Source organism: Marinilabilia sp., assembly GCF_016278715.1.
In the GTDB taxonomy this organism is placed as follows: Bacteria; Bacteroidota; Bacteroidia; order Bacteroidales; family Marinilabiliaceae; genus Marinilabilia.
In genome coordinates, this window is sequence record NZ_JADQBH010000315.1 from 1 (window position 1) to 22,114 (window position 22,114).

Annotated in this window: 16 protein-coding genes; 9 read left to right on the forward strand and 7 right to left on the reverse strand. The window is 41.9% G+C overall.

The genetic code is table 11. The annotated features are described in order from the left end of the window. Nucleotides 1-101 precede the first annotated feature (101 nt). The 4 genes from QZZ43_RS19025 to QZZ43_RS19040 form a co-directional block, all read right to left on the reverse strand. The gene (locus QZZ43_RS19025) at nucleotides 102-863 is read right to left on the reverse strand and encodes an SDR family oxidoreductase (RefSeq protein ID WP_291862620.1); all 762 of its coding nucleotides are present in this window, start codon (nucleotides 861-863) and stop codon (nucleotides 102-104) included. A 110-nt stretch (nucleotides 864-973) separates the two neighbouring features. Beyond that, complete coding sequence (locus QZZ43_RS19030) at nucleotides 974-3,355, reverse strand: DUF5686 family protein (protein ID WP_291862622.1); 2,382 nt, start codon at nucleotides 3,353-3,355, stop codon at nucleotides 974-976. Between the two features lie 82 nt (nucleotides 3,356-3,437). Further along, complete coding sequence (locus QZZ43_RS19035) at nucleotides 3,438-4,292, reverse strand: pseudouridine synthase (protein WP_291862624.1); 855 nt, start codon at nucleotides 4,290-4,292, stop codon at nucleotides 3,438-3,440. Nucleotides 4,293-5,020: 728 nt separating this feature from the next. Then, nucleotides 5,021-5,584 (reverse strand): hypothetical protein, encoded by a 564-nt coding sequence (locus tag QZZ43_RS19040; protein ID WP_291862626.1) that lies wholly within the window; start codon nucleotides 5,582-5,584, stop codon nucleotides 5,021-5,023. 446 nt (nucleotides 5,585-6,030) lie between these two features. Between QZZ43_RS19040 and glmM the strand changes: the two genes are divergently transcribed. From glmM to QZZ43_RS19075, 7 genes are all read left to right on the forward strand, one after another. Continuing rightward, complete coding sequence (gene glmM / locus QZZ43_RS19045) at nucleotides 6,031-7,416, forward strand: phosphoglucosamine mutase (RefSeq protein ID WP_291862630.1); 1,386 nt, start codon at nucleotides 6,031-6,033, stop codon at nucleotides 7,414-7,416. A gap of 758 nt (nucleotides 7,417-8,174) precedes the next feature. Continuing rightward, nucleotides 8,175-9,503, forward strand: a complete 1,329-nt coding sequence (locus QZZ43_RS19050; protein WP_291862633.1) for an efflux RND transporter periplasmic adaptor subunit — start codon at nucleotides 8,175-8,177, stop codon at nucleotides 9,501-9,503. After that, complete coding sequence (locus QZZ43_RS19055; RefSeq protein ID WP_291862636.1) at nucleotides 9,500-10,840, forward strand: ABC transporter permease; 1,341 nt, start codon at nucleotides 9,500-9,502, stop codon at nucleotides 10,838-10,840. The genes QZZ43_RS19050 and QZZ43_RS19055 overlap by 4 nt, the downstream gene beginning before the upstream one ends. A gap of 51 nt (nucleotides 10,841-10,891) precedes the next feature. Next, nucleotides 10,892-12,415 (forward strand): TolC family protein, encoded by a 1,524-nt coding sequence (locus QZZ43_RS19060; RefSeq protein WP_291862638.1) that lies wholly within the window; start codon nucleotides 10,892-10,894, stop codon nucleotides 12,413-12,415. 27 nt (nucleotides 12,416-12,442) lie between these two features. Next, nucleotides 12,443-13,660, forward strand: coding sequence for an efflux RND transporter periplasmic adaptor subunit (locus tag QZZ43_RS19065; RefSeq protein ID WP_291862641.1), 1,218 nt, complete (start codon nucleotides 12,443-12,445; stop codon nucleotides 13,658-13,660). 567 nt (nucleotides 13,661-14,227) lie between these two features. Continuing rightward, on the forward strand, nucleotides 14,228-15,157 hold the full coding sequence (gene mdh / locus QZZ43_RS19070) for a malate dehydrogenase (protein WP_291862643.1): 930 nt from the start codon (nucleotides 14,228-14,230) through the stop codon (nucleotides 15,155-15,157). A 440-nt stretch (nucleotides 15,158-15,597) separates the two neighbouring features. Next, nucleotides 15,598-16,326 carry a head GIN domain-containing protein gene (locus tag QZZ43_RS19075; RefSeq protein WP_291862645.1) on the forward strand — a complete coding sequence of 243 codons (729 nt, stop codon included), beginning with the start codon at nucleotides 15,598-15,600 and terminating at the stop codon, nucleotides 16,324-16,326. A gap of 41 nt (nucleotides 16,327-16,367) precedes the next feature. Here the strand turns inward: QZZ43_RS19075 and QZZ43_RS19080 are convergent, their stop codons facing one another. Beyond that, the gene (locus tag QZZ43_RS19080; RefSeq protein ID WP_291862647.1) at nucleotides 16,368-17,624 is read right to left on the reverse strand and encodes an AI-2E family transporter; all 1,257 of its coding nucleotides are present in this window, start codon (nucleotides 17,622-17,624) and stop codon (nucleotides 16,368-16,370) included. 242 nt (nucleotides 17,625-17,866) lie between these two features. On the opposite strand from QZZ43_RS19080, the gene QZZ43_RS19085 reads away from it, so the two are divergent. Next, a complete protein-coding gene (locus tag QZZ43_RS19085) occupies nucleotides 17,867-19,321 on the forward strand; it encodes a hypothetical protein (RefSeq protein WP_291862650.1) in 1,455 nt (484 codons plus the stop codon). 47 nt (nucleotides 19,322-19,368) lie between these two features. After that, nucleotides 19,369-20,394 (forward strand): endonuclease/exonuclease/phosphatase family protein, encoded by a 1,026-nt coding sequence (locus QZZ43_RS19090; protein WP_291862651.1) that lies wholly within the window; start codon nucleotides 19,369-19,371, stop codon nucleotides 20,392-20,394. Here QZZ43_RS19090 and QZZ43_RS19095 read toward each other — a convergent pair. Then, entirely contained in the window at nucleotides 20,375-21,211 is an 837-nt protein-coding gene (locus QZZ43_RS19095; RefSeq protein ID WP_291862654.1) for a S1-like domain-containing RNA-binding protein, read from the reverse strand. The two genes, QZZ43_RS19090 and QZZ43_RS19095, sit on opposite strands and share 20 nt — an antisense overlap. Nucleotides 21,212-21,228: 17 nt before the next feature. Beyond that, nucleotides 21,229-22,104, reverse strand: a complete 876-nt coding sequence (locus tag QZZ43_RS19100; protein WP_291862657.1) for an ROK family protein — start codon at nucleotides 22,102-22,104, stop codon at nucleotides 21,229-21,231. Nucleotides 22,105-22,114 lie beyond the last annotated feature (10 nt).

Below are 22,114 nucleotides of genomic sequence, written 5' to 3' on the forward strand. Positions count from 1 at the left end.
GACTTTTTAAAGTCAAAAAAGCCGTTCCAGTTTCTGGAGCGGCTTTTTTTTGTTGGGGGGGGAGGGCTCCCACAGCTCCCACAGGAAGGAGGGAAGAGAATTTATCTACCTTCCCCTCCATCCAGCGTAAATACTTGTCCTGAAGCAAATCCTGCCTGGGGACTCAGCAGCCATGCGGCCAAAGATGCAAATTCATCTGCGCGACCAAGTCTGCCAACGGGAATTTTTGATTCAAGTGTTTTTCTCGCCTCTGCAATGGAAATATTTTCCTGCTCCGTCATTTTGTGGAATAAACGGTCGATTGCAGATGTATCATGATAACCGGGAGCTATAACATTGGCAGTGATGTCGCTGTTTGAAACTTCTTTCACCATCGTTTTCATGTATCCCACTACGGCCATTCGGAATGAATTACTTAAGACCAGATTCGGAATGGGACCATTTACGGAAGCACTTTCGCTGAAGAGAAACCTACCACGGTTGTTTTGTTTAAATATAGGGAGTATGTGTTTGGAAAGTTCTACTTTCCATCTTAGCACCAGCTGGTAAGCTGTATCCCAGTCGTTCATAGTTGTTTCGGGGATGGTTGCAGCACGTGGTCCTCCTGCATTAATAAATGCTCCATAAAGGTCATCTGGCAATGATTTTTTTAAACTGATGATGAATTCATGGTTAGTAATATCTCCCGCCAGCATTGTCACATGGTCAGGGAAGTCTGACTTTAACTCTTCTAAAGCCTTTTTATTTCGTGCAGTAATAAATACGTGTGCTTTATTCTCAAGTAAGGCTTTGGCAACAGCCCTGCCAAGACCTGAACTGGCTCCTGTTACCAGATATTTCAGGTTCTCTGTTTTTAAATCCATATCACAGATGTTAAAAGGTTATTGTTGAACACTATTTTGTCTCCTGGAAATAAAGCAAATAAGCTGAAAGAAAGTTCATGGGGAACTGCCAGTATGCAGAAGTAAGACTTTTACAAGGAAAAGCTGATGGACATTCTGAAACTCCAGTTATCGATGTCTTTTTCTTTTTGATAAGGGCCGTAACGGTAGTGCACGCCCAGCCCGTATTTAATAAATAGTACTTTCAATAAATTATCAAAGAGAATTCCTGATTCGTAGAACCCTTTCTCGAATGAGGTAACGGGCAGGAGGTAGTCAGCTTCTACGACGCCCCACCCGGCTTTAGTTGAGAAATTGATTTCCGGTTTAAAGGTTCCCGGTCTATTTTGACGCAAGGCAATTCTATGATCCAAAGTTGCCATTGCAAATCTGTCTGCTGCGAATTCGTTTGGGGCCATTGTCGCAAAAAGAGTCGGTACCTCTATTGATACTGGGGCAAAAGTGCCAAAATAGCTGTAAAGGTTGCTTGAAATGGCCCAGCCTTCTATGAGTCCTCCGGTAAAACGAAGTTTTGTTTTTGCTGAAGGGCCCGTACGGAATGTTTTTTCTATTTGCCCCTCCAGTTTAGTGAAAGAATTGTTGTGACCATTTTGCTGCTCTGTTCCTCTGATGATATTCAGCCATATTTTGGGTCCATCAGAAGGCTCTGGCAGGAGGCCAAAGGCAGTACTGGTCATTTGTTCGTTGGGAACCCACCTTAGCTTAATTCCTGCTTCTATGGTTTGGAATGGGGCTTCTGGTGATACTGACAGTGGAATGAAGGGGTAAAGACGAACCGGGGTAACATCCGATCTGGTGAAGAAAATTTTTCCTGAAACAGGCCCTCTTAGCTTCGTTCCGACGCCAATATAAAACTTTTCTTCCCGGTCTTTGATGGCCACTGAAATTTCTTCGAGTTGCTGATTAAGGCTCAGCCGATTTCCATGGTAGAAATTAAAGATTCCTGTGGAGTGCATGTCGTGGCTGTAAATCAAATCGATAAGGGCTTGACTATTCTTTTGCGGACGCCATTTGATACCCCCTCCGTAATTGTTTTTTTCGGTGTTGAATGCATGCGTGAAATATCCGCCGAGAGAAAAGTTTTCAGTAATTTCAGGACCAGTCCACAAGCCCAGGCCCAATTTTAATCCTTCAAATTGGTTGTAATTTACTAGATGTTGCAACTCAAGCCGAAACGAACCTGCGGGAATGTAACCTCTGATTAAATTTTTTTGTAGCCGGATAATTTTATCCAGATTGTTGGCTCTTCCAAGGCTATCCAATAAATGATAAGTTGACGAATCTTTTGCGGTTAGGGGTTCATATCTCAGAATCTTTATATGTCCTGTGTCTCTGGGCATTTTGTCTTCCAAAACCACGTTGGAAAAATCTTTTGGACTGAGCGTTGGGTTTAAATTGATGGCCGTTACAATGCTTTTTGCATCTCCTACCATGGCATAGGGCAGCGAATTGAAACCTTCCCCGGGTTTTATGATCAATTGACTCTTAAGTTCCGAAGGGAACCATTGTGAATCTGTTTGTTTATAGCTCTGACTGATATCTGTGATGTAAGGAGACGATGGAAGATCTGACTTTGCTTTCAGATACCTTATTCCGTAAGTTTTTTTGTGGATGTGAAACGAACCGGTCAACGGCTTGATGTTGCTTTTTTTTCTGGGCTGATAGGTTATGTAAAATAAAGAATCTCCATTCTCGATAATGGTATCGTTCAACAGGAAAAAATAGTTTTTCAATCCTGATTTTGAGATGGGATTGAGGTGTTCAATGCCCATTAGTTCTATCTGGGGGGAATAAAATCCAAAGGGTTGAATCAGACCGGGAAGAATAGCTAGTGCAGGATCCTGAAAACCGCTTACTCTTCCGGAGATGATTTTCTCTGTGGTTTTATCAGGAACCATATGTTTTTTTTCTGATACCGATTCCATCAGAAGCATATGATTATTTCGGTTGAAGTCGATAAATTTTTGTTCCAAACTGTCCGGGACACTTATAGAATCAGCAATATCAAGGCTGAAAGCCATTTTATGGTAAACAATACAGGAATAATCGCTTGCCAGATCCGGATTGTTTTTGGAACTGTTTTCGAGGACTTTCTGCATGATGTTAAGTGCGGGATTCTCTCCGGGATATACATCAATGCCTTGAAGTTCGATGGTTTGTGGTTCCAGCCGGAACTGTTTTGGGGTGTCGTTTGGACTGGTATTAAAGAAGGCAGGATGATAACCAATGCAGCTGACTAATACAGAATCTCCGGCGTCGGCAGGAATTATAAATTCTCCTTTAAGATTGGTAATGGTGCCGGATTTTCCATCCTGAAATACAATATTGGCAAACGGAATTGGGGTTTCCGTTTTTGCATCAGTAAGCGTTCCTTCTGTCTGGGAATGTGCCGGAATGGCAAATCCCCAGATGAGAAATAGAATTAGTATTACATTTTTGATGTGGCGATACATTGAAATCGCAATTTTTAAGATGTAGGTTATGTTAAGGAAAATTCCTTGTTTTTTGTTTTAAACCCGCAGAGAGTTTGCATAATCATTTCTCCGGTTTTGGGGTCTTGATTCCTGCTTTCAAAAATCGCACCTCTTTGTCTGCCAGGAATCGCCATTTCCCGCGGGGAAGGTTTTTCTTGGTCAGACCGGCAAAATAAACCCGGTCAAGTTTCTCTACCTGATACCCAAAATGTTCAAAAATTCTCCGAACTATCCTGTTTTTACCAGAATGAATTTCTATCCCGGCTTGCATGGGGTCTCCATCCACATAATTGACAGCATCCGGTTTTACCAGGCCATCCTCCAGTTCTATTCCATTTTTGATGCTTTCAAGATGCGCGGGGGCCAATGGTTGATTCAGAAAAACATGGTAAATTTTCTTTGCTTCAAAGCTGGGGTGAGTGAGTTGCTTGGACAGCTCACCGTCATTGGTCAGCAACAATACACCGGTGGTGTTTCTGTCCAGTCGGCCAACAGGATAGACCCGCTGGGGACAGGCATTGCGAATGATTTCGATTACCGTTTTTCGACCTTCCGGATCACTTGAAGTGGTCACAGTGTCCTTGGGTTTATTGAGCAATAAATAGACTTTTTTCTCAGGAATGAGTTTCTTTCCCTTGTATTCAACTTTGTCGTTGATTGAAACAGTCAGTCCCATTTCTTTTACGACGTTGCCATTCACCTTTATCTCTCCTTTTGTGATCAGGGTATCAGCCTCACGGCGGCTGCAGACCCCGGAATTGGCGATGAACTTGTTGAGGCGCATGCTTTCCGGTGGTTTGGTGCCGGATATTTTTCGCTCTATGTTTCGGGGTTTTGCTTTTTCTGAAAATTTGGTGTTTCGTGAACGTCGTTCGTTGTTGGTATATTTACCGGGGATTTTTCCTTTGTTGGCCATCCTGAATATCTGTTTTCTTTTGTTTGTTTCTCCGGTATTTCCGGTTCATTTTTCACACTACAAAATTGTAAAAAAGAAATGATTAATCGGGCATTTTGGGAGGAGAATTAATGATTTAGTGTATTTTGGGAATACACCTATTCAATAGATAATTAGTTTTTTAGAGGTTAGGCGTAACAATGGTCCGTTTAAGAAGGTTTAAACACAGATTAATCCTGCGCTGAAGCTACGTTTTTGAAAATAATTCTTGGCTAAGGTAACGGATTCTAAGAGACGTAAAGGGTTTTTTCAAGGTAGTTTTTTTCAATTGGAAAATTTTCGATGTGTCAGTTTTAGCCCCCGAGGCAGTCGACAGCATGATGATATTTCTTTCTGATCAACGGGATAACAATACATGGAGAGGTAGATAAATTTCCGAGTCTGCACTCATGGGTTTTTCTTCCAGTGACTTGCCAGGTCAGTCATATACGGATTATGTCCATTTTTTTGTGGGGACTCGTAATAAACGGAGTAGTCTTTGAATTTGATATAAAAGCGAGTTTGGTGCATAATGTCTTCTACAGTTCAGGCCTGTCTCTGTAGGGAAACTACTTCTTTGTCATAATGCATTACCCGGCCTGTTGTATAAAAAAAAACAGGGCTCCGCCTGATGCAGACCCCTGTCGTATTCTTTTTATATCTTCGGGATTCTCCTCTCTACTAATCATTCATCACTAACTGGGTATTAATTAGAAAATTACAAAGTCAATACCTAAAATTAAGCTTTTGCGGTTAATCTTGTCCAGGTAAATGATGTCCGGATGTTTATTTTCATGTTCATAACGTGATTGCTGAAAATTATATCCCAGATAAATATTTAATCCGGTTTTGTCCGACAAAGCAACTTCTTTTCCAATAGACAATGCATGCACATACCCTTTATCAAGCGCATCAGAGGAGAACGTTAGCTGTGTTCCGATCTCTGCAGATGCAAAGTAACTGTTCTTTTTTTGGGTGAAATAATAATTGCCTTGTATTACCATCGGCGCGGTGTTGGCGCTCATGCCTTCATATCTTTCGAGTCCAACACCAATATTTAAACTTAATTTTCGTGATACAAAGTATCCGGCATACACCTTTAGACTCTTGCCGTATTGGTTCTCTGGAAAAGAAATAGTTTCATCATAATCATCAGGATTGGGGATTGATGCATCCGTCCAGCCCAGATATCGAAGGCCTCCTTTAAAAGTCAGACCTTTTCGTTGGGAGGTGTTGTCCTGGCTGTACGCAATTATGGAAATTAGAAATGTCAATAAAACAACAAAAGTTTTTTCATGATAGTATGGTGTTTAAAATTGTGAATTATATGAGACAAAGGATGACGGGAGGATGAGGGCATCTTACAAGTTCTGTGCTTCGGAGAGATTTCTGGGATATTGATTGGATACATGGGTCTGGGTAAATGATTCAGAACCCAAGTTTAAAGAAAATTCTAAAGTAAAAGCGTAAATTTTCCAGAAACTGAAAAATTCTGCTCTTTTTCCGAACAATAGTTGCGTATGTTTTCATTGCAAAACAGTTTTATAATCTGCATTTTTGCAATTATATTTTAAAAAACGATAATCTTATGACAATAGTTCTTTAACCTTTTCAAGAACTTGTGAATCAATTTTTTATGTTCGAATGGTTTTTTGCGGAGGTTCAGTAAATCAATGTTATAAGATTTTTCTAACATCTAAACATCTAACGATCTATTATTATGACATTAATCAAATCAATATCAGGAATCAGAGGTACTATCGGGGGTAAGCCAGGTGAAGGGTTGAGCCCGGTGGATGTTGTTCGTTTTACTTCTGCCTATGCAGTTTGGGTGAAAAAACAATCGAAAAAAGAAAAATACAAAGTAGTGCTTGGCCGGGATGCAAGAATTTCGGGCCCTATGGTAAAGAATCTTGTTGCGGGAACCCTTCAGGGAATGGGCATTGACGTAATTCATATTGGTCTGGCAACGACTCCTACCACCGAAATTGCAGTTGTGAATGAAGAAGCCGACGGAGGTATTATCCTTACTGCGAGCCATAACCCCAAACAGTGGAATGCTCTGAAGTTGTTGAATAATAAAGGTGAATTTCTTACGGCTGATGATGGTGTGGAAGTCTTGAAAGTGGCTGGTGATGAGAGTTTTGAGTATTCTGATGTTGATGAACTTGGAACCATTGTCGAGAAAGATGATTACACAAAACGCCATATTGATGAAGTGCTGGCACTTGAGCTGGTAGATGTGAATGCCATCAAAAAAGCCGGTTTCAGGGTGGCGATTGATTGTGTCAATTCTGTTGGCGGAATTGCGCTACCTCCTCTTCTGAAGGCATTGGGTGTGGAAGACGTTATTGAACTGTACTGCCAACCCAACGGGCAGTTTCCGCACAATCCGGAGCCTTTGCCCGAGCATCTTACGGAAATATCTGAGGTTATCTGCAAGCAGGGAGCCGATGTTGGGTTTGTGGTGGATCCTGATGTGGATCGGCTTGCTATTGTCAACGAAGATGGTTCCATGTTTGGTGAAGAATATACCCTGGTGGCAGTGGCCGATTATATCCTGAGTCACACTCCCGGAAATACGGTTTCCAACCTGAGCTCTACACGTGCATTGAGTGATGTTACAAAGAAACATGGAGGAACATACAACGCTTCTGCAGTGGGGGAGGTTAACGTGGTTGCTAAAATGAAAGAAATCAATGCCGTGATTGGTGGCGAAGGCAATGGCGGAGTCATTTATCCTGCCAGTCACAATGGTCGTGATGCCCTGGTAGGTATTGCCTTGTTTCTGACACATCTGGCAAAGAAGGGGAAGAAGACCTCGGAGTTGCGAAAAGAGTATCCAGCTTATTTTATGTCGAAAAACAAACTGGAACTCACACCTGAAGTAGACGTGGATGCGCTTCTGTTGAAAGTAAAAGACCATTATAAAAATGAACAGGTGAGTACGGTGGACGGGGTGAAAATTGATTTTGCAGAGTCCTGGGTTCATCTGCGGAAATCCAATACCGAGCCCATTGTCCGCATTTATTCCGAAGCCGGTTCAGCTCAGGAGGCCAAATCGCTCGCCGAATCAATGATGGATGTGATGAAATCGTTTATATAGTGTCAAGTCAATCGTAACCTATTGGGCCAAGCCTCGTTCTGTTGTGTTTTTGTGTCATAAAAAAAGACTCTCGTAGCTAGGGCTATGCCTGCATTTGTTTATTTGACAAAAACTAAAAAATATCTTCGCCTTACCCGATATCCTACACTTGACTTGACACTGGTAGTGCGACCATAAAATACTATTTCATATTTCACATCTCTTTTTCCTTCCTGCATCGTTAAAATTTTGCTCTGCAGAAAGAAAAAATGAAAGTAAAATACTTGAAACGCTATTTAACTAATGCACTGCTAGTCTTTTAGATGCTGAATTATTTATGTCTAAGATTATTCTTAAATAAGAACTAAGTGTCTTGTTGGGAACCGACCTTGGAAGAAGAGATGAAATTCCTTTTGGGAATGTTTTGGATGGTTCCAGTTTTGAATAAGTAGTAGAATTGATATTAGAATTTAGCATTTGCATCGAACTTCGAGTTTTCAGTTTTTTCCTGAAGATCAGGAAATATAATACAAATTACTTTTAGCCGCCATAGAAGCTTGTTTCTGGCGGCTTTTATCTGATTCAATCTTGTGATTGCCTTTCGGAATTGAAGTTTGACCTTTAAACCATCAAAGCTGACACCTGTCATATTACCTCTGATTAGACATAATAAGAATTTCTTTTGATAATTTTTTTTGTAGATCAATATGAAGCGTTTTTTTCGACCTGTTTATTATGTCCCCGCCATAATAATTTTAGCAACTCTTTTGATATGGTCCATGGGACGGTCTGTAGTTTCCGATGATGTGATGATTACAGTACCAGTACAAAAAGGTTCCTTTTTAGCAAGGGTAATGTCCACCGGTCAGCTGCAATCCGAAAATGCGACTTCCATTGAGGTCCCATCTGCATTATCGGGGCGACGATTGGGAATTTATGAAATTCAGGTAACCGATATTGTGGAAGAGGGAACGGTGGTGGATTCGGGTGATTTTGTGGCATCGCTGGATCACAGTGCTGTCGAAGAACTGATGACAGAAGCTAAAGAAGAGCTGGAAAAAGCCCTGGAGGGATACGAAGATGCCAAAATAGATACCAACATCAATATGAGTAATCTTCGGGATGGCCTTTTGGATGCCAGAGTTACGGTGGAAGAGAAAAAGTTGGTGGTAGAACAATCGATTTACGAGTCACCAGCAGTTCAGCGTCAGGCCAGCCTTGATTTGGAGCGTGCAAAAAGAGATTTGCAACAGTCTCTTCGTAATTATGACTTGAAAAAGCAACAGGCAACTTATGATGTAGGCAGGGCCTGGGAAGAGGCTCGAAAAAGCCGGGAACGGATAGAGGAGATAGATGCCCTTTTTGAGGCCTTGGAGGTAAAAGCACCCAAGCCGGGAATGGTTATTTACAGTTACGATCAGTTTGGAAATAAAATTCAGGCAGGTTCCACGGTTAGCCGATGGATGCCTACCATCGCCGAATTACCGGATTTATCTTCCATGATCTCCCGAACATTCATCAACGAAATAGATATTTCTAAAGTGAAACCAGGACAGCAGGCAGTCATCGGTATTGATGCCTTTCCTGCCAAATCTTTCGATGGACACGTAATGTCAGTGGCCAATATAGGTCAGGTTTTGCCCGATGGCGATGCAAAAGTGTTTGAGGTAATTATCAAACTGGATAATACCGACTCTGAGTTAAGACCGGCTATGACTACCAGTAATGTCATCACAACCGATTCCCTTGCTGATGTTTGCTTTGTTCCACTGGAAGGGGTGTTTAGAAATGACTCGTTGCAATATGTTTATCGACGTGACAGAGGGGACTGGGTAAGACAAATTATTGATACCGGAAGTGAAAATGCCAATCATGTAGTGGTAGAACAGGGCCTGGATGAAGAGATGGAAATTGCACTCACAGCTCCCTCCAAAGCAGATGAATTGGAATTTGAAGGTCTGGAAATATATGAGTTTCTGAAGCAGGAAGCCCTGGAGAAAGAAAAAGAAAGGAAAGAGCAGGAAGTTGAAAAACCTGAAAAACCCGGACCTCCACCCGGATTTAGGCCAGGAGATAAAGGACCGATGGAAGGAAGGAGGCCACAATGAACAGGATAAAATATTTGTTTTCCCGGTATTTTCATGATGTTCTTATTGCTGTTGAGGCCATTTTGGCCAATAAACTGAAATCCTTTCTCACCGCTTTGGGTATTATGTTCGGAGTGGCAGCGGTCATCAGTATGCTGGCTATCGGAAGGGGGGCTCAGCAAGAGGTTTTGGAACAGATTAAACTGGTTGGGGTTAATAATATTATCGTGACTCCCTCTGAAGTGTCCATTGATGCCAATTCAGAGGGTGGGGGTGATAATACCACCCGTTTTTCACCGGGTCTTACTCTTCAGGATGCTGAGTCTATAAAAAAGACAATTCCTACGGTTTCAAGAATAAGCCCTGTGGTGTCCATAAATTACCATGCCATTCTTGGAGGCAAGAGCTATCCGGTGGTTCTTGAAGGTGTTTCGCCGGCATATTTTGAGTTGTTGAATATCAATATTGACAGAGGAACCATTTTTAGTGAACAACAGGCAGAAGGTGGAAAGCCGGTGGCTGTTATTGGGGATAACATCCGCAATCGTTTTTTCAATACCAAAGATCCCATTGGGGAGTACATAAAGTGTGGAGAAACATGGGTGCAGGTAATCGGGGTCATTGAACGACGCGATTTTACGGCATCAGCTTCGGATGAGTTGGGAATTAGCAGCACCGACAATAAGATTATTATACCTGTCAAAACCATGCTTCGGCGTTTTAAAGACAGGGCCAGGATAAACCCCGAAGTATTGGAGCAGGCTTCGCGTGGAGGAAACAGTGATGAAGCCGCTCAGAATTTCGAACTGGGCAATCAGTTGGATAAAATCATTGTTCAGGTGGAGGAGACTGGGATGCTGAGTGCTTCTGCTGATGTTATAAAGCGAATGTTGCTACGCCGGCATTCCGATATTTTTGATTTTGAGGTAACTGTGCCTGAATTATTATTGAAGCAGCAGCAAAAGACCAATGACATTTTTAATATTGTTCTTGGGGCAATTGCTAGTATTTCGCTTATTGTTGGTGGCATCGGAATTATGAATATTATGCTTGCCTCGGTTTGGGAACGAATCCGGGAAATTGGGACACGTCAGGCTATTGGTGCGTCACGAAAAGATATTGTGGTTCAGTTTCTCTCTGAATCTACACTTATCAGCGTCACCGGTGGAATGATTGGAGTGATCCTGGGCGTTGTTCTGGCACATGTAATTCATGTGATGGCCGATATTGAAACCATTGTTACTTTGTTTTCGGTTGTGGTGGCTTTTGGAGTTTCCGCAACAGTGGGTATCGTTTTCGGATATTTGCCGGCCAAACGTGCTTCGGAACAGGATCCTGTGGAATCTTTACGACAATAATTTACAATTGCACTTCTGAAATCAGATTATCTAACATCTATTGATATAATTATGCGGTTTATTTTTTTTCTGTCAATATTTTTCTTGTGCCTGTCATCAGGTCTTTGGGCACAGGAACAGGAAACCTTTGTTGACGCAGAGCCTGGCAATGAAGTGGGGATTTCCATGACACTGGACGATGCGATAGAGCTTGCTCATGAACAGTCGTTGTACAGTTTCAGGTCACAAAACATGTACCTGGCACGTTATTGGGAATTTCGCAGCTACAGGGCCGATAGGTTACCTATCCTAAGCCTCGAGACTACTCCGGTTGATTACGACAGGTCTGTGGTTAACAGATTTGACTCTGAGACGGGAACAGAGTACTTTAGCCAGCGTTCTTACTTCACTTCTGATGCTTCCCTTTCGCTTCGACAAAATGTGCCCTTTACGGGTGGTGTTTTTGACATCACCTCGTCTTTGTCAAGGTCTCAGAATCTGGATGACGAGGAGGATATTCAGTACGCATCAGTTCCGGTGAGCGTGGGGTTTTCGCAACCACTGAACGGATATAACCGTTTTCGTTGGGAATCACGCCTCGAACCTCTGAAATTCGAAAAGGCCAAGCGTGATTATCTGCAATCATTGGAAGAACTCGCCATTCAGGTTACCGATTACTTTTTTGGGCAGGTAACAGCTGAAATAAATCTGAAAATTGCTGAAACCAATTACTCTAATGCGGATACGCTGTATAATATCGGAAAGGGACGTTTTGAAATTGGTACCGTGACTCAGGACGAATTACTCGACCTGGAACTGAGCCTTTTGAATGCCAGTATGGAGGTGACCAGGGCAAACGTTGATCTCAGGCAGTCCCGGGCTGCGCTTAGTTCCTTTTTGGGATTGGAGGATAATGTTGTTATTAACTGTATTGTTCCTGATGAAATTCCTGAATTGAAGGTTAATCCTGAAAAAGCGATGGCTCTTGCTATTGAGAATAATCCCGATATGCTTGATTTTCGGCAGCGCATGCTTGAAGCCGAGCAGTCTATTGCCAGAGCCAGGTCGGAAAGTGGCCTGAATGCCAATGTACGGGCCAATTTTGGAATTAATAAAAATGCTGATGAAGTGGGCACGGCTTATGGCTCACCATTTGCCGACCAACAGCAGGTCCGGGTCTCTTTGAGTATTCCTTTGCTCGACTGGGGACTCCGTAAAGGCCAGATTCAAATGGCCCGCTCCAACCGTGATGTCACGGAGGCAACCGTAAAGCAGGAGCGGATTGACTTTGAACAGGACTTTTTTATCCGTATCATGGAATTTAATATGCAGGAAAAACAGGTGGAAATTTCTGCAAAAGCCGATACCATTGCTCAACGTGGTTATGATGTTACCAAGCAACGTTTCCTTATCGATAAAGTGGATGTAATAAAATTAAACTCAGCCCGGAACTCGCTGGATGCAGCCCGCCGCAACTATGTTTCGTCCCTGCGTCAGTACTGGCGTAGCTTTTATCAGATGCGTCAGTTTACTCTTTACGATTTTATCGAGGCAAAACCACTGGTTCAGGAACTTGATCATTTGTTACAGCAATAATCCGGAAGCTTAAAATAGACAAAGCTTATGAATCGAAAAATATTATTTCTTATTCCGCTGGGATTATTAATTCTGGTTTTTCTGGGGTATCGGTTTTTTATGACAGATTCTGTTGATAAGAGTGAATTGGTGGAGGTAAAGAAAGGAAGGTTTGAATATTACGTGGTTTCTATGGGCGAACTGGAAGCTCATGAATCGAAAGATATTGTGGTTCCGGATGCCTTGATGGATCGCTCTGTGAGAATACGTCGTATTGCCATCAACGATTTGGTGCGCGAGGGAACTGAAGTAGAGAAAGGGGATTATGTGGCCACCTTGGATCCTTCGGAGGTTGAAGAAAACATAAAGAGTACTCAGGAGACACTGGATATGCTTTATGGTAATTTGGAAAATGCAAAAATGGATAGTTCGCTTAATCTGACCGATGCCAGGAATGCTATCCGAAGGAGCAGCGATGATGTGCTGGATGCGGAAATAAAAGTGGAGCAATCGGTTTATGAAAGTAAGGCAGTTCAGCGCCAGGCGACCATTGAATTAGAAATGGCCCGGAGGCAGTTTGAGCAGGAGAAGAGAAACTACCGGCAACAAAAAAGAAAGAATGAGTTAAGCGTGACTCGTATTGAAGATAACATCCGGCAGGAAGAGCGACAAATGGAAACGCTTCAGCAATTGAAACGGGATCTGATTATTAAAGCTCCTTCGCGGGGAGTGGTAGTCTATGCCCGTGAATGGGATGGAGAAAAAAAGAAAGTTGGCGCTATGGTAAGTCGCTGGGATCCGAGAATTGCCATTTTACCGGATTTATCCACCATTTTGTCGGTTACCTATGTAAAGGAAATTGATGTGACTAAAATTCGGGAGAGAATGCCTGTTAAAATAACAATTGATGCCTTTCCGGGAGAGGAATTTGATGGTGTGGTGCGAACAGTCGCTAATATCGGACAGGAGATTGATGGTCAGTTTCTTAACGGATTTAAAGTTGATATAGAGGTTGACCCGAACCGTTTTGATTTGCTGCCGGGAATGACTTCCACCAACCGGTTTATTATTCAGGCCATAGATGACCAGCTAATGGTGCCCCGCGACGTCGTTTTTGTTGAAGAGGATGAACAGGTTGTTTATAAGAAAACTTCTCTTGGTATTATGCGTCAGGCCATAAAGATTGATGGCGAAAATGACCAAATGACCAGAGTGGTTAAGGGATTAAAGGAGGGAGAAAAGTTATTGAAGCATCCACCTGAGTAAATGAGTGATGCAGAAGTTTTAAACAAACCGCAATTCTTTCTTGTTTATTCGACAGAAATTGCGGTTGTTTTTTGAAATATGAGTTTGACATTAAAAATGCTTATTAGACCTGACTCAGGTATAGCGGAGTAAAAGGATTTTTTTAGCCTTACTTCTAATTTTTGTGTTTTTTTTGTCAAAATATTTCAACGTTCCTCCTGAAACCCGTTCATATTGGGCGCTTTATGGTTTGGATGGTTCTGTGATAATCGAGTTACCGTTCTGTCACCGCTCCGCGGTTTTAGTTTTGTCAACAACAGACTAGGAATTAATAACCGCGGAGCGGCGGCAGAATGGTAGAAATAATGTGATAAAAAAGAAAAAAGCTGCGGAGCTGCGACGGATTCGTATAGATTTATTTGATTCTGGCTTGTCCAGGTTAGGTATGTTGAAATTTTACTTTCGAAAGTCCGAAAAAAATGAAGAAATTTTTCTGTAATTAACCGGTCTTGTTTATATTTGCCACCGGATTGATTATGGTTGAAAATAATTTTGGATAAATATATAAACTCTCAAAAGTTAGTTTTTATGAAAGTAACAGTTGTTGGCGCCGGAAATGTAGGCGCAACGTGTGCCGATGTGTTGGCCTATCGCGAGATAGCCAATGAGGTTATTCTGGTTGATATTAAAGAAGGTGTTGCCGAGGGTAAAGCTCTCGATATCTGGCAAAAAGCGCCTATTAATTTGTATGACACCCGTACTATCGGTGTAACCAACGATTACAATAAAACCGCCGGTTCGGATGTGGTTGTTATCACTTCCGGTCTGCCTCGAAAGCCGGGAATGACTCGTGACGACCTTATTGAAACCAATGCCGGTATTGTTAAGTCTGTTACTGAGCAAGTTATTAAGCATTCGCCCGAGGCCATTATTGTAATTGTATCCAATCCTCTAGATGTAATGACCTATCAGGCACATATTACATCTAAGTTGCCCCGTACAAAGGTAATTGGTATGGCAGGAATTCTGGACACTGCGCGTTATCGTGCTTTCCTTGCCGAAGAGTTGAATGTATCCCCAAAGGATATTCAGGCTGTTTTGATGGGCGGGCATGGTGACACGATGGTGCCGCTGCCACGTTATACTACTGTTGCGGGTATTCCTGTAACCGAACTTATCAACAAAGACAAACTGGACGCCATTATTGAGCGCACCAAGTTTGGTGGTGGCGAATTGGTGAAATTAATGGGTACTTCAGCGTGGTATGCTCCCGGTTCTGCTGCAGCACAAATGGTAGAAGCTATTGTTCGTGACCAGAAGCGTGTGTTCCCCGTTTGTATTAAACTTGATGGAGAATACGGAATCAATGATTGTTACCTGGGTGTACCTGTTGTTTTGGGTAAAAACGGCGTGGAAAAGGTTATTGAACTCGATCTTAACGAAGGTGAAAAGGCCATGCTGGAAGATAGTCGTCAGCACGTTAAAGAGGTGATGTCTGTTCTTGAGCGACTGAGCTAAGTCAAAATATTTTTCCATTTGCAAGGTCGGGAATCCAAATAGGATTTCCGACCTTCTTTTTGCCCGTTTTCGGACGGTTCGACGTTGATATCGCACAATTGGGCTGTTTTCGAATCAATGACAGAAAGTGTTAATTTACAGCATTACAGCCTGTTGGTGGTTTTGGCTCGTTATATGTTGTAAAAAGAAAAACGGAGGACTTATATTAAGCAAAATACGTAATCACCTTAAAATGAATTTTTCGGTTAGCGATGCTTATATGCCTTAAATGGTTCAACACTTTTTGTTTCATATATTGTTTAAATACTTTTATTTAGCTCAAATCATTAACCGTTTAAAATGTGCTATTATAATGTTCTTTTTTAGTTTCTTGGGTATGTCAGTGAATGGAAACCCCACTGCTGACTACTTATTAAAAACTACTGACTAAATTACTTTTTATGACACGTTACCTGACAATGATCGCAGTTCTTTTGCTTCCGGTTGGAATCGCCGGTTGTTTGTACGATTCTCCCGAATCTTACAGCAATTCTGTTGATCAGATGAGCTTTGAACGCAAAGCAGGGGAGTTTTCTTCTGTAAGGCTGAGAGGAAATTATCTGGTACGCCTGGAGAATGCTGAAGTATCTTCGGTGGAGATAAATGCACATGACGATCTGAAAAAATTAATATTTGTGGAAATTCGCGATGGGGTACTGACTGTGAAAAACGTTGAGGAGAGGACATTAAATAACCGTAATAAGGCTGAATTGGTCATTAAAGCTCCTGAAATTGAATTTATTGAAGTGTTGGAGTCGGCAAAGATCGTGGCCGACCAGCCATTCCGTTTTGATGAGCTTAGAATTGAAAGTGCAGGTGCTTTAAAAATGGATATTGAATTGATAGGTAATCAGTTTACAGGGGTGTTTGCTGGGGCTACAGATTTGAACCTTCGTGGAGAGGTGAAAAAGGTAAAATTCAATATTCCCGGGGCGGGAAAAGTATCTGCTTTTGACCTGAAGACGCAGGAACTGGATCTGTCCATGTCTGGAGCTGCCAAAGCAGAAGTTTATGCAGAAAAACGGCTCAAGGTTGATGTTGCAGGTGCCTGCACTGTTGTGTATAAAGGGAATCCGGATGAGGTTTTTACCAACATTTCTGGCATTGGACGCGTAAATGAGGCTCGTTGATGTAAAGGTTTGAATCCGGAATTCCCGTTTTGGAATTATTTTTACTCTGTATCCTCCTCCTGGGGAGGATTTTCTTTGGTAGCAAAAGGACCTGATTTTATAGGTTCTTTAATTATCAGCCTGCGATAATAAGAAATAATTAAAGTGGTGAGCGGCAAAGCCAGCAACATGCCCAAAAGCCCCATTAACGAACCCCAAACGGAAAGTGACAACAGAATGATAGCAGGATTCATATTGTAAGCTTTTCCCATAATTTTTGGGACCAGAATGGTGTCCTGTATAATTTGAACCACTGCAATGACGATAAAGACAGATAACAAAATTTGCCAGAAACTGTCACCGGTTTCCATGGATTTTAGCAAGGCAAGCAAAATTGCTGGTAAGAAACCAACCATTTGGAGATAGGGTATGATATTTAAAACACCAATAAGCAGCCCTAAAGTAATTCCCATGGGCAGCTCGATGATCCTAAACCCGGTAGCCATTAAAACACCTACCGTCATGGCTATTAAAAACTGGTTGCGGAAATAAATACGCATGGATAATTTTAAATCATCTGCTATTTCACGGGCCAGAGATCGGTATTTTACCGGAATTAATTTGGGCCATGATGATTCCATTTTAGGGTAATCGATAAGGATAAATATTAGATAGAGCAGCACAATAAGGAAACCCAGTGTGCCAAAAAGAATGTTTAGTGAGCCTGAGAAAACCTGAGCGATGGGTTTGGAAATATCTTTGAGCGCTTCGGTAATATCCGAGGTGTTCAGAATTTTTTGAAGGTCCTGACTGGCCAGCATTTCCCGAAGCCATTGGTCTATTTGTGGTGGCAGAATTTCATGATAGGAAGTGTTCTTCAGATATGTTTTTATCAGTTGTGCCATTTTGTGCATCTCGCCAACAAATTGCGGGATTAGCCACCAAAGAATCATTGAAATAATAAGCGTAAGGAATAGCAAGGCAAAAATTACAGAAAGCCCCCGGTGTTTTATGCGCATTTTTTTTTGAATAAAACAGACAAGCGGGTCGATGAGATATGCCAGCAACACTGCAATAAAAAAAGGAACCAGAACGTTACTTAGGTGGCGAACCAATAAAACCATTGCGGTAATTACAAGCCCCGCCATGAGCATTCTTATTACTTTGTCGAATGTATAAGGTTTGCCTGAAAAAAAATTGTTGATGTGTTGCTGGTCGTTGTTGTTTGCGGTCTCCATAAAACGAGGATGAAAAATGAGTTTCAATGTATTGGAATACAGCCTGTTGAAAAGACTGTTAAAAGTGAAAAAATTTGCCATAATTAAGAGGCAAATTGAAACCTAAAAGTAAAACAATCGTAGAATCTCATTGTTAATATATGTAAAAAAAAGTTTGACTTTAATAAAAAAAACTTTGTGTTTTGAGTAATAGTTGCTTATTTTGCAGGATATTCTTGAATGTGATATTTTCAACCCGCTTTTAAGAATTTTTCTTTAGAGTTTGTGTTTATTGCTTATTGTGGAGGTTTTAAAGAATGTTGTAGTTTGATAGTGGTAGTGTTTTGAAAAAAAGTGCATTAAATATCATTTCACGGGCAGTTTTATTATTATCTCTGCTTTCCGTCATCCTTTTTGCAGGATGCGAGCGGGAATATGTCTTCCGTGATGGTAACGAAACGCTTTCTTTTAGTACCGACACTGTTGCTTTTGATACTATTTTTACCTCATTAGGTTCTACAACCCAAAATCTCCGGATCTACAATCCCGTTCAGGAAGATGTACTGATTGAAGCGATTGAATTGGCAGGTGGAGATAATTCCGATTTTTTGGTGAATGTGAACGGAACGGCAGGTAGCATGATATATGATGTTCCGCTGCGGGGGAACGATAGTCTTTTTGTCTTTGTGGAAGTGAATATCAATCCAACCTCCGAGAATGCTCCGTTTGTTGTTACTGATTCTTTGCTCGTTTATACCCAAAGTCGCATTTTTACCATTCAGTTGATGGCTTACGGTCAGAATGTGGTAGCGCTCAGAAAAGAAAACCTTAAGACCACTACTTTTACCAAGGATAAGCCTTATCTTATTTACGACTGGGTGGTGGTTGACAGTGCCGAGATGTTAACAATTGAACCGGGTGCGAAATTGCATTTCCATAAAGATGCATCTTTATTGGTTTTTGGGTCATTACAAGTGAATGGAACCCTGGATGAACCGGTTATCTTTACCAGCGACCGTCTGGATGAGTGGTATGAGGATAAATCCGGACAATGGGGCTATATTCAGCTTATGCCCGGTAGTCGGGAGCATGTTTTTGACAACGCAATCATCCGAAACAGTACAATGGGGCTGGTGGTCGATTCAGTTGGGGTGAAACCTGACGATCCTCCGGTGTATCTGCACAATGTTACCATTGAGCATATTTCTTCTCAGGGGCTTATTGCCCAAAATTCGCGGATTGAGGCTTCAAATTCTGTTTTTGGAAATTGTGGAAGCGCTTCAGTTGCGTTGACGCTTGGAGGAGAGTATAACTTCTATCATTGCACCATTGCTAATTACTTTAGTTTTAATTATCGCAGTACCCCTGCCTTAATTATCTCCAATTATTTTGTTGATGCAAATGATATGGAACAATATTTTTCACTTGATGCAGCCAATTTTTATAATTGCATCATCTCGGGCCGGAACAGAAATGAAGTGGAGTTCGATTTCCAATCGGAAGATGACACGAAACTGGATGAGATGATTAATGTTAAATTTGATCATTCTATAGTGAAAATTGAAGAGGCTCAACAAAATTTCTATTCCGGATTTTTTGATGAGGGCGTGCTGTTTAATGAGTCCCCCGGGTTTATTGACGTTGCTAAATACGATTACCAACTCGACTCTCTTTCTGTTGCCAGGGACGCCGGCGATGTAAATATTGCTAAACAATTTCCTGAAGACGCTCTGGGCGAGAGCAGACTGGATGATAAAGCACCGGATATGGGTGCTTTTGAGCGCATAGACGAGCTTTAGTTAACTCCATGGCTCCCCTTTTCTCTTAATCCTTTATTTTCCTTCCCATGCATTCTTTTGTTTTTTTTCGGTGTTTTTTATTTTTGTTCCTTTTTCTTTTTGAATTTACTTCTCTTTTTGGTCAGAATGTTGTTTCTGAACCAGCAGGAATTCTTTTCTACAATGTGGAAAATTTTTTTAATCCTGAACATAATGAAGGAAAAGATGATCTGGAATTTACGCCAGATGGTGAGCGTGGCTGGAACCGATATCGACAAATTACGAAAGAAAACAATATTTGTCGGGTGATTCTTTTTGCAGGAAGATGGAATCCTCCTGCGTTGGTGGGGTTATGTGAAGTGGAAGATCAGGAGGTGTTGAAGAGTCTGATATTCAATACGGGATTGCACAATCTTGGTTATTCGGTGGAGCATTTTGAGTCGCCCGACCGCCGTGGTGTGGATGTGGCTTTATTATACAGAACCAGTCGTTTCAGTGTTTTGAAATCAACTCCCCGGCAGGTGTATTTAGGTCCGGAGAGTCGCCCCACGCGCGATATCCTTCATGTAAAAGGCATCCTGGATGGCAGAGATACCTTGCACGTGGTGGTTAATCACTGGCCTTCAAGATGGGGCGGTGAAATGGTAACCAGACAAAAACGGATGATGGCATCCAATGTATTGCGAAATCTTTGTGATTCTATATTGCAAAGCAACCCCAGTGCGGCGATTGTCGCTTTGGGTGATTTTAACGACGAACCGGAAGATGAAAGTATCAGAAATTTAAGGGGCTGTTTGTTTAATCTTGCTGAAAATTTCGATGGCGACACCCCCGGAACCCTCAAATACAGACATGAATGGAACTGTTTCGATCAGATCCTTGTTTCGAGTGCATTATTGCCCGAAGGGGGAGCCCAAAAATTGGTGTTGGGCAATAAAAAAATGAAAATTATCAGCGCCCCATTCTTATTGGAAGAGGATCCACAATTTCCCGGTAAAAGATTGAAAAGAACCTATCGGGGGTATGAATACTTTGGGGGATTCAGCGACCACTTACCTGTTTATGTGGAGTTGGTCAGGGGCGCTTCACTCTGATGCCATCCTGCTCAATCAAAATTTTTCCCTGTTTGTATAAGGAACCAACTGCTTTCTTGAATGCTTTTTTGCTCATCTGAAGTAATCCCTTTATTTCATCGGGTGAAGAGTTGTCTGTTAGGGGTAAAAATCCATCGCTAAGTTCCATGTTTTTCCATAACAACTCCACATTGTCTGTGATGGCCCCTGTACCAACCGGGGTCAGAGACAGGTCGATTTTTTCGTCTTCCCGGATTCGGATGATGTACCCCGGCATTTGTTGACCCGTTTCAGGGCTTTGGTCGGTTTGATTTTTATAAATCAATCCTGAATGGGTTTGGTTAATAATGGCTTTGTAGCCTAAATCGGTGACTCCTGCAATGATTAGGTCAACTTTTTCGCCGGGCTGATATTGGGGCGAAACATTATCCAAAAATTTTTCAATCTTGGCTGATGCTACAATCCTATTGGTTTCATCATCCAGATATACGTAAACCAGATAATTGTTTCCTTCGGCCATTTTTAATTTTTGTTCCCTGAACGGGACCAGCAGGTCTTTAGGAAGTCCCCAGTCCAGGAAAGCCCCTACGTTTGTAACGTCGTTGACTTGCAGATAAGCAAATTGGCCGACTGTAACAAGAGGGTGATCGGTGATGGCAACCAATCGATCTTCCGAATCAAGGTATATAAAAACTTCTATTTCCTGACCGGGTTTCAGTTCGGGTGTGACATAGCGGTTGGGTAAAAGAATGTTTCCAAGATTTCCTCCGTCAAGAAAGGCTCCGAACTGTGACATTTCAGCAACCTGAAGTTTATTGTATTGACCAATCTGAATCATGTGTAGGAATATCGATTTTAATTATTTCTTTGCGCGTCAAAATAGAGAGCGGCGGCTCCCAGAACTTCAATGTTAGGGTTTGAACTGACTTCAATTTTCAGGTTTTCCACCGATTTTTCGAAAGGAAAACTATTCAGGGTTTTCCAGAGTGATTCTTCAAAGTAGGGAAAGAAAGAAGCAATCGGGCCACCAATAACAATCAGTTCAGGATCCACCGAAAACATGACGGCCATGATGAAGTTGGCAAAATCAAAACCGAATTGTTCCAGTATGGCCAGGGCAATTTTGTCTTGTTTTCCGGCTCTGGAAAGGAGCGTTTTTGGTTTAATGCCGTATTTAATTTCAAAATAGCCGGTGGTGCAATAGTATTCGAAGTTTCGGTCTTTGTAAGGGATGTATCCAAATTCTCCTGCGCCACAATTGGAACCACTGTAAAGTCCGTTGTTTATTATGATTCCGGCTCCTAAGCCGATTCCTGCAACAATTCCGGCCATGTTGCGGTATTTGGTTCCTTTTCCATAATATTTTTCACCAATGGCCAGACAGTTGGCATCGTTGTTTACATAAACTCCGGTTTTGAAATGTTTTCTCAAAAGTTCACCCAGGTGCACGGTGCGCCAGGAAGGAATATGCTCCACGTTGTAAACAATGCCTTTGTTTACATCCACCAGGCTGGGAACGCCAATTCCAATTCCGGCGATGTCGGGAGTAAACAGTTGGGAAATGGCATCAATAAGTTGATTTAAAACAATTTCTTCACTTGAGGTATTGTCAATCTCAACTTCCAGATATTGCTCCACTTTGTCGTTGGAAATTCTCCCGGCCTTGAGGTCTTTTCCGCCTAAAAAAACGCCTATCACCGGTTGGTTCGGACGGGTTAAGTCTCTTATCATGGCCTTTTAA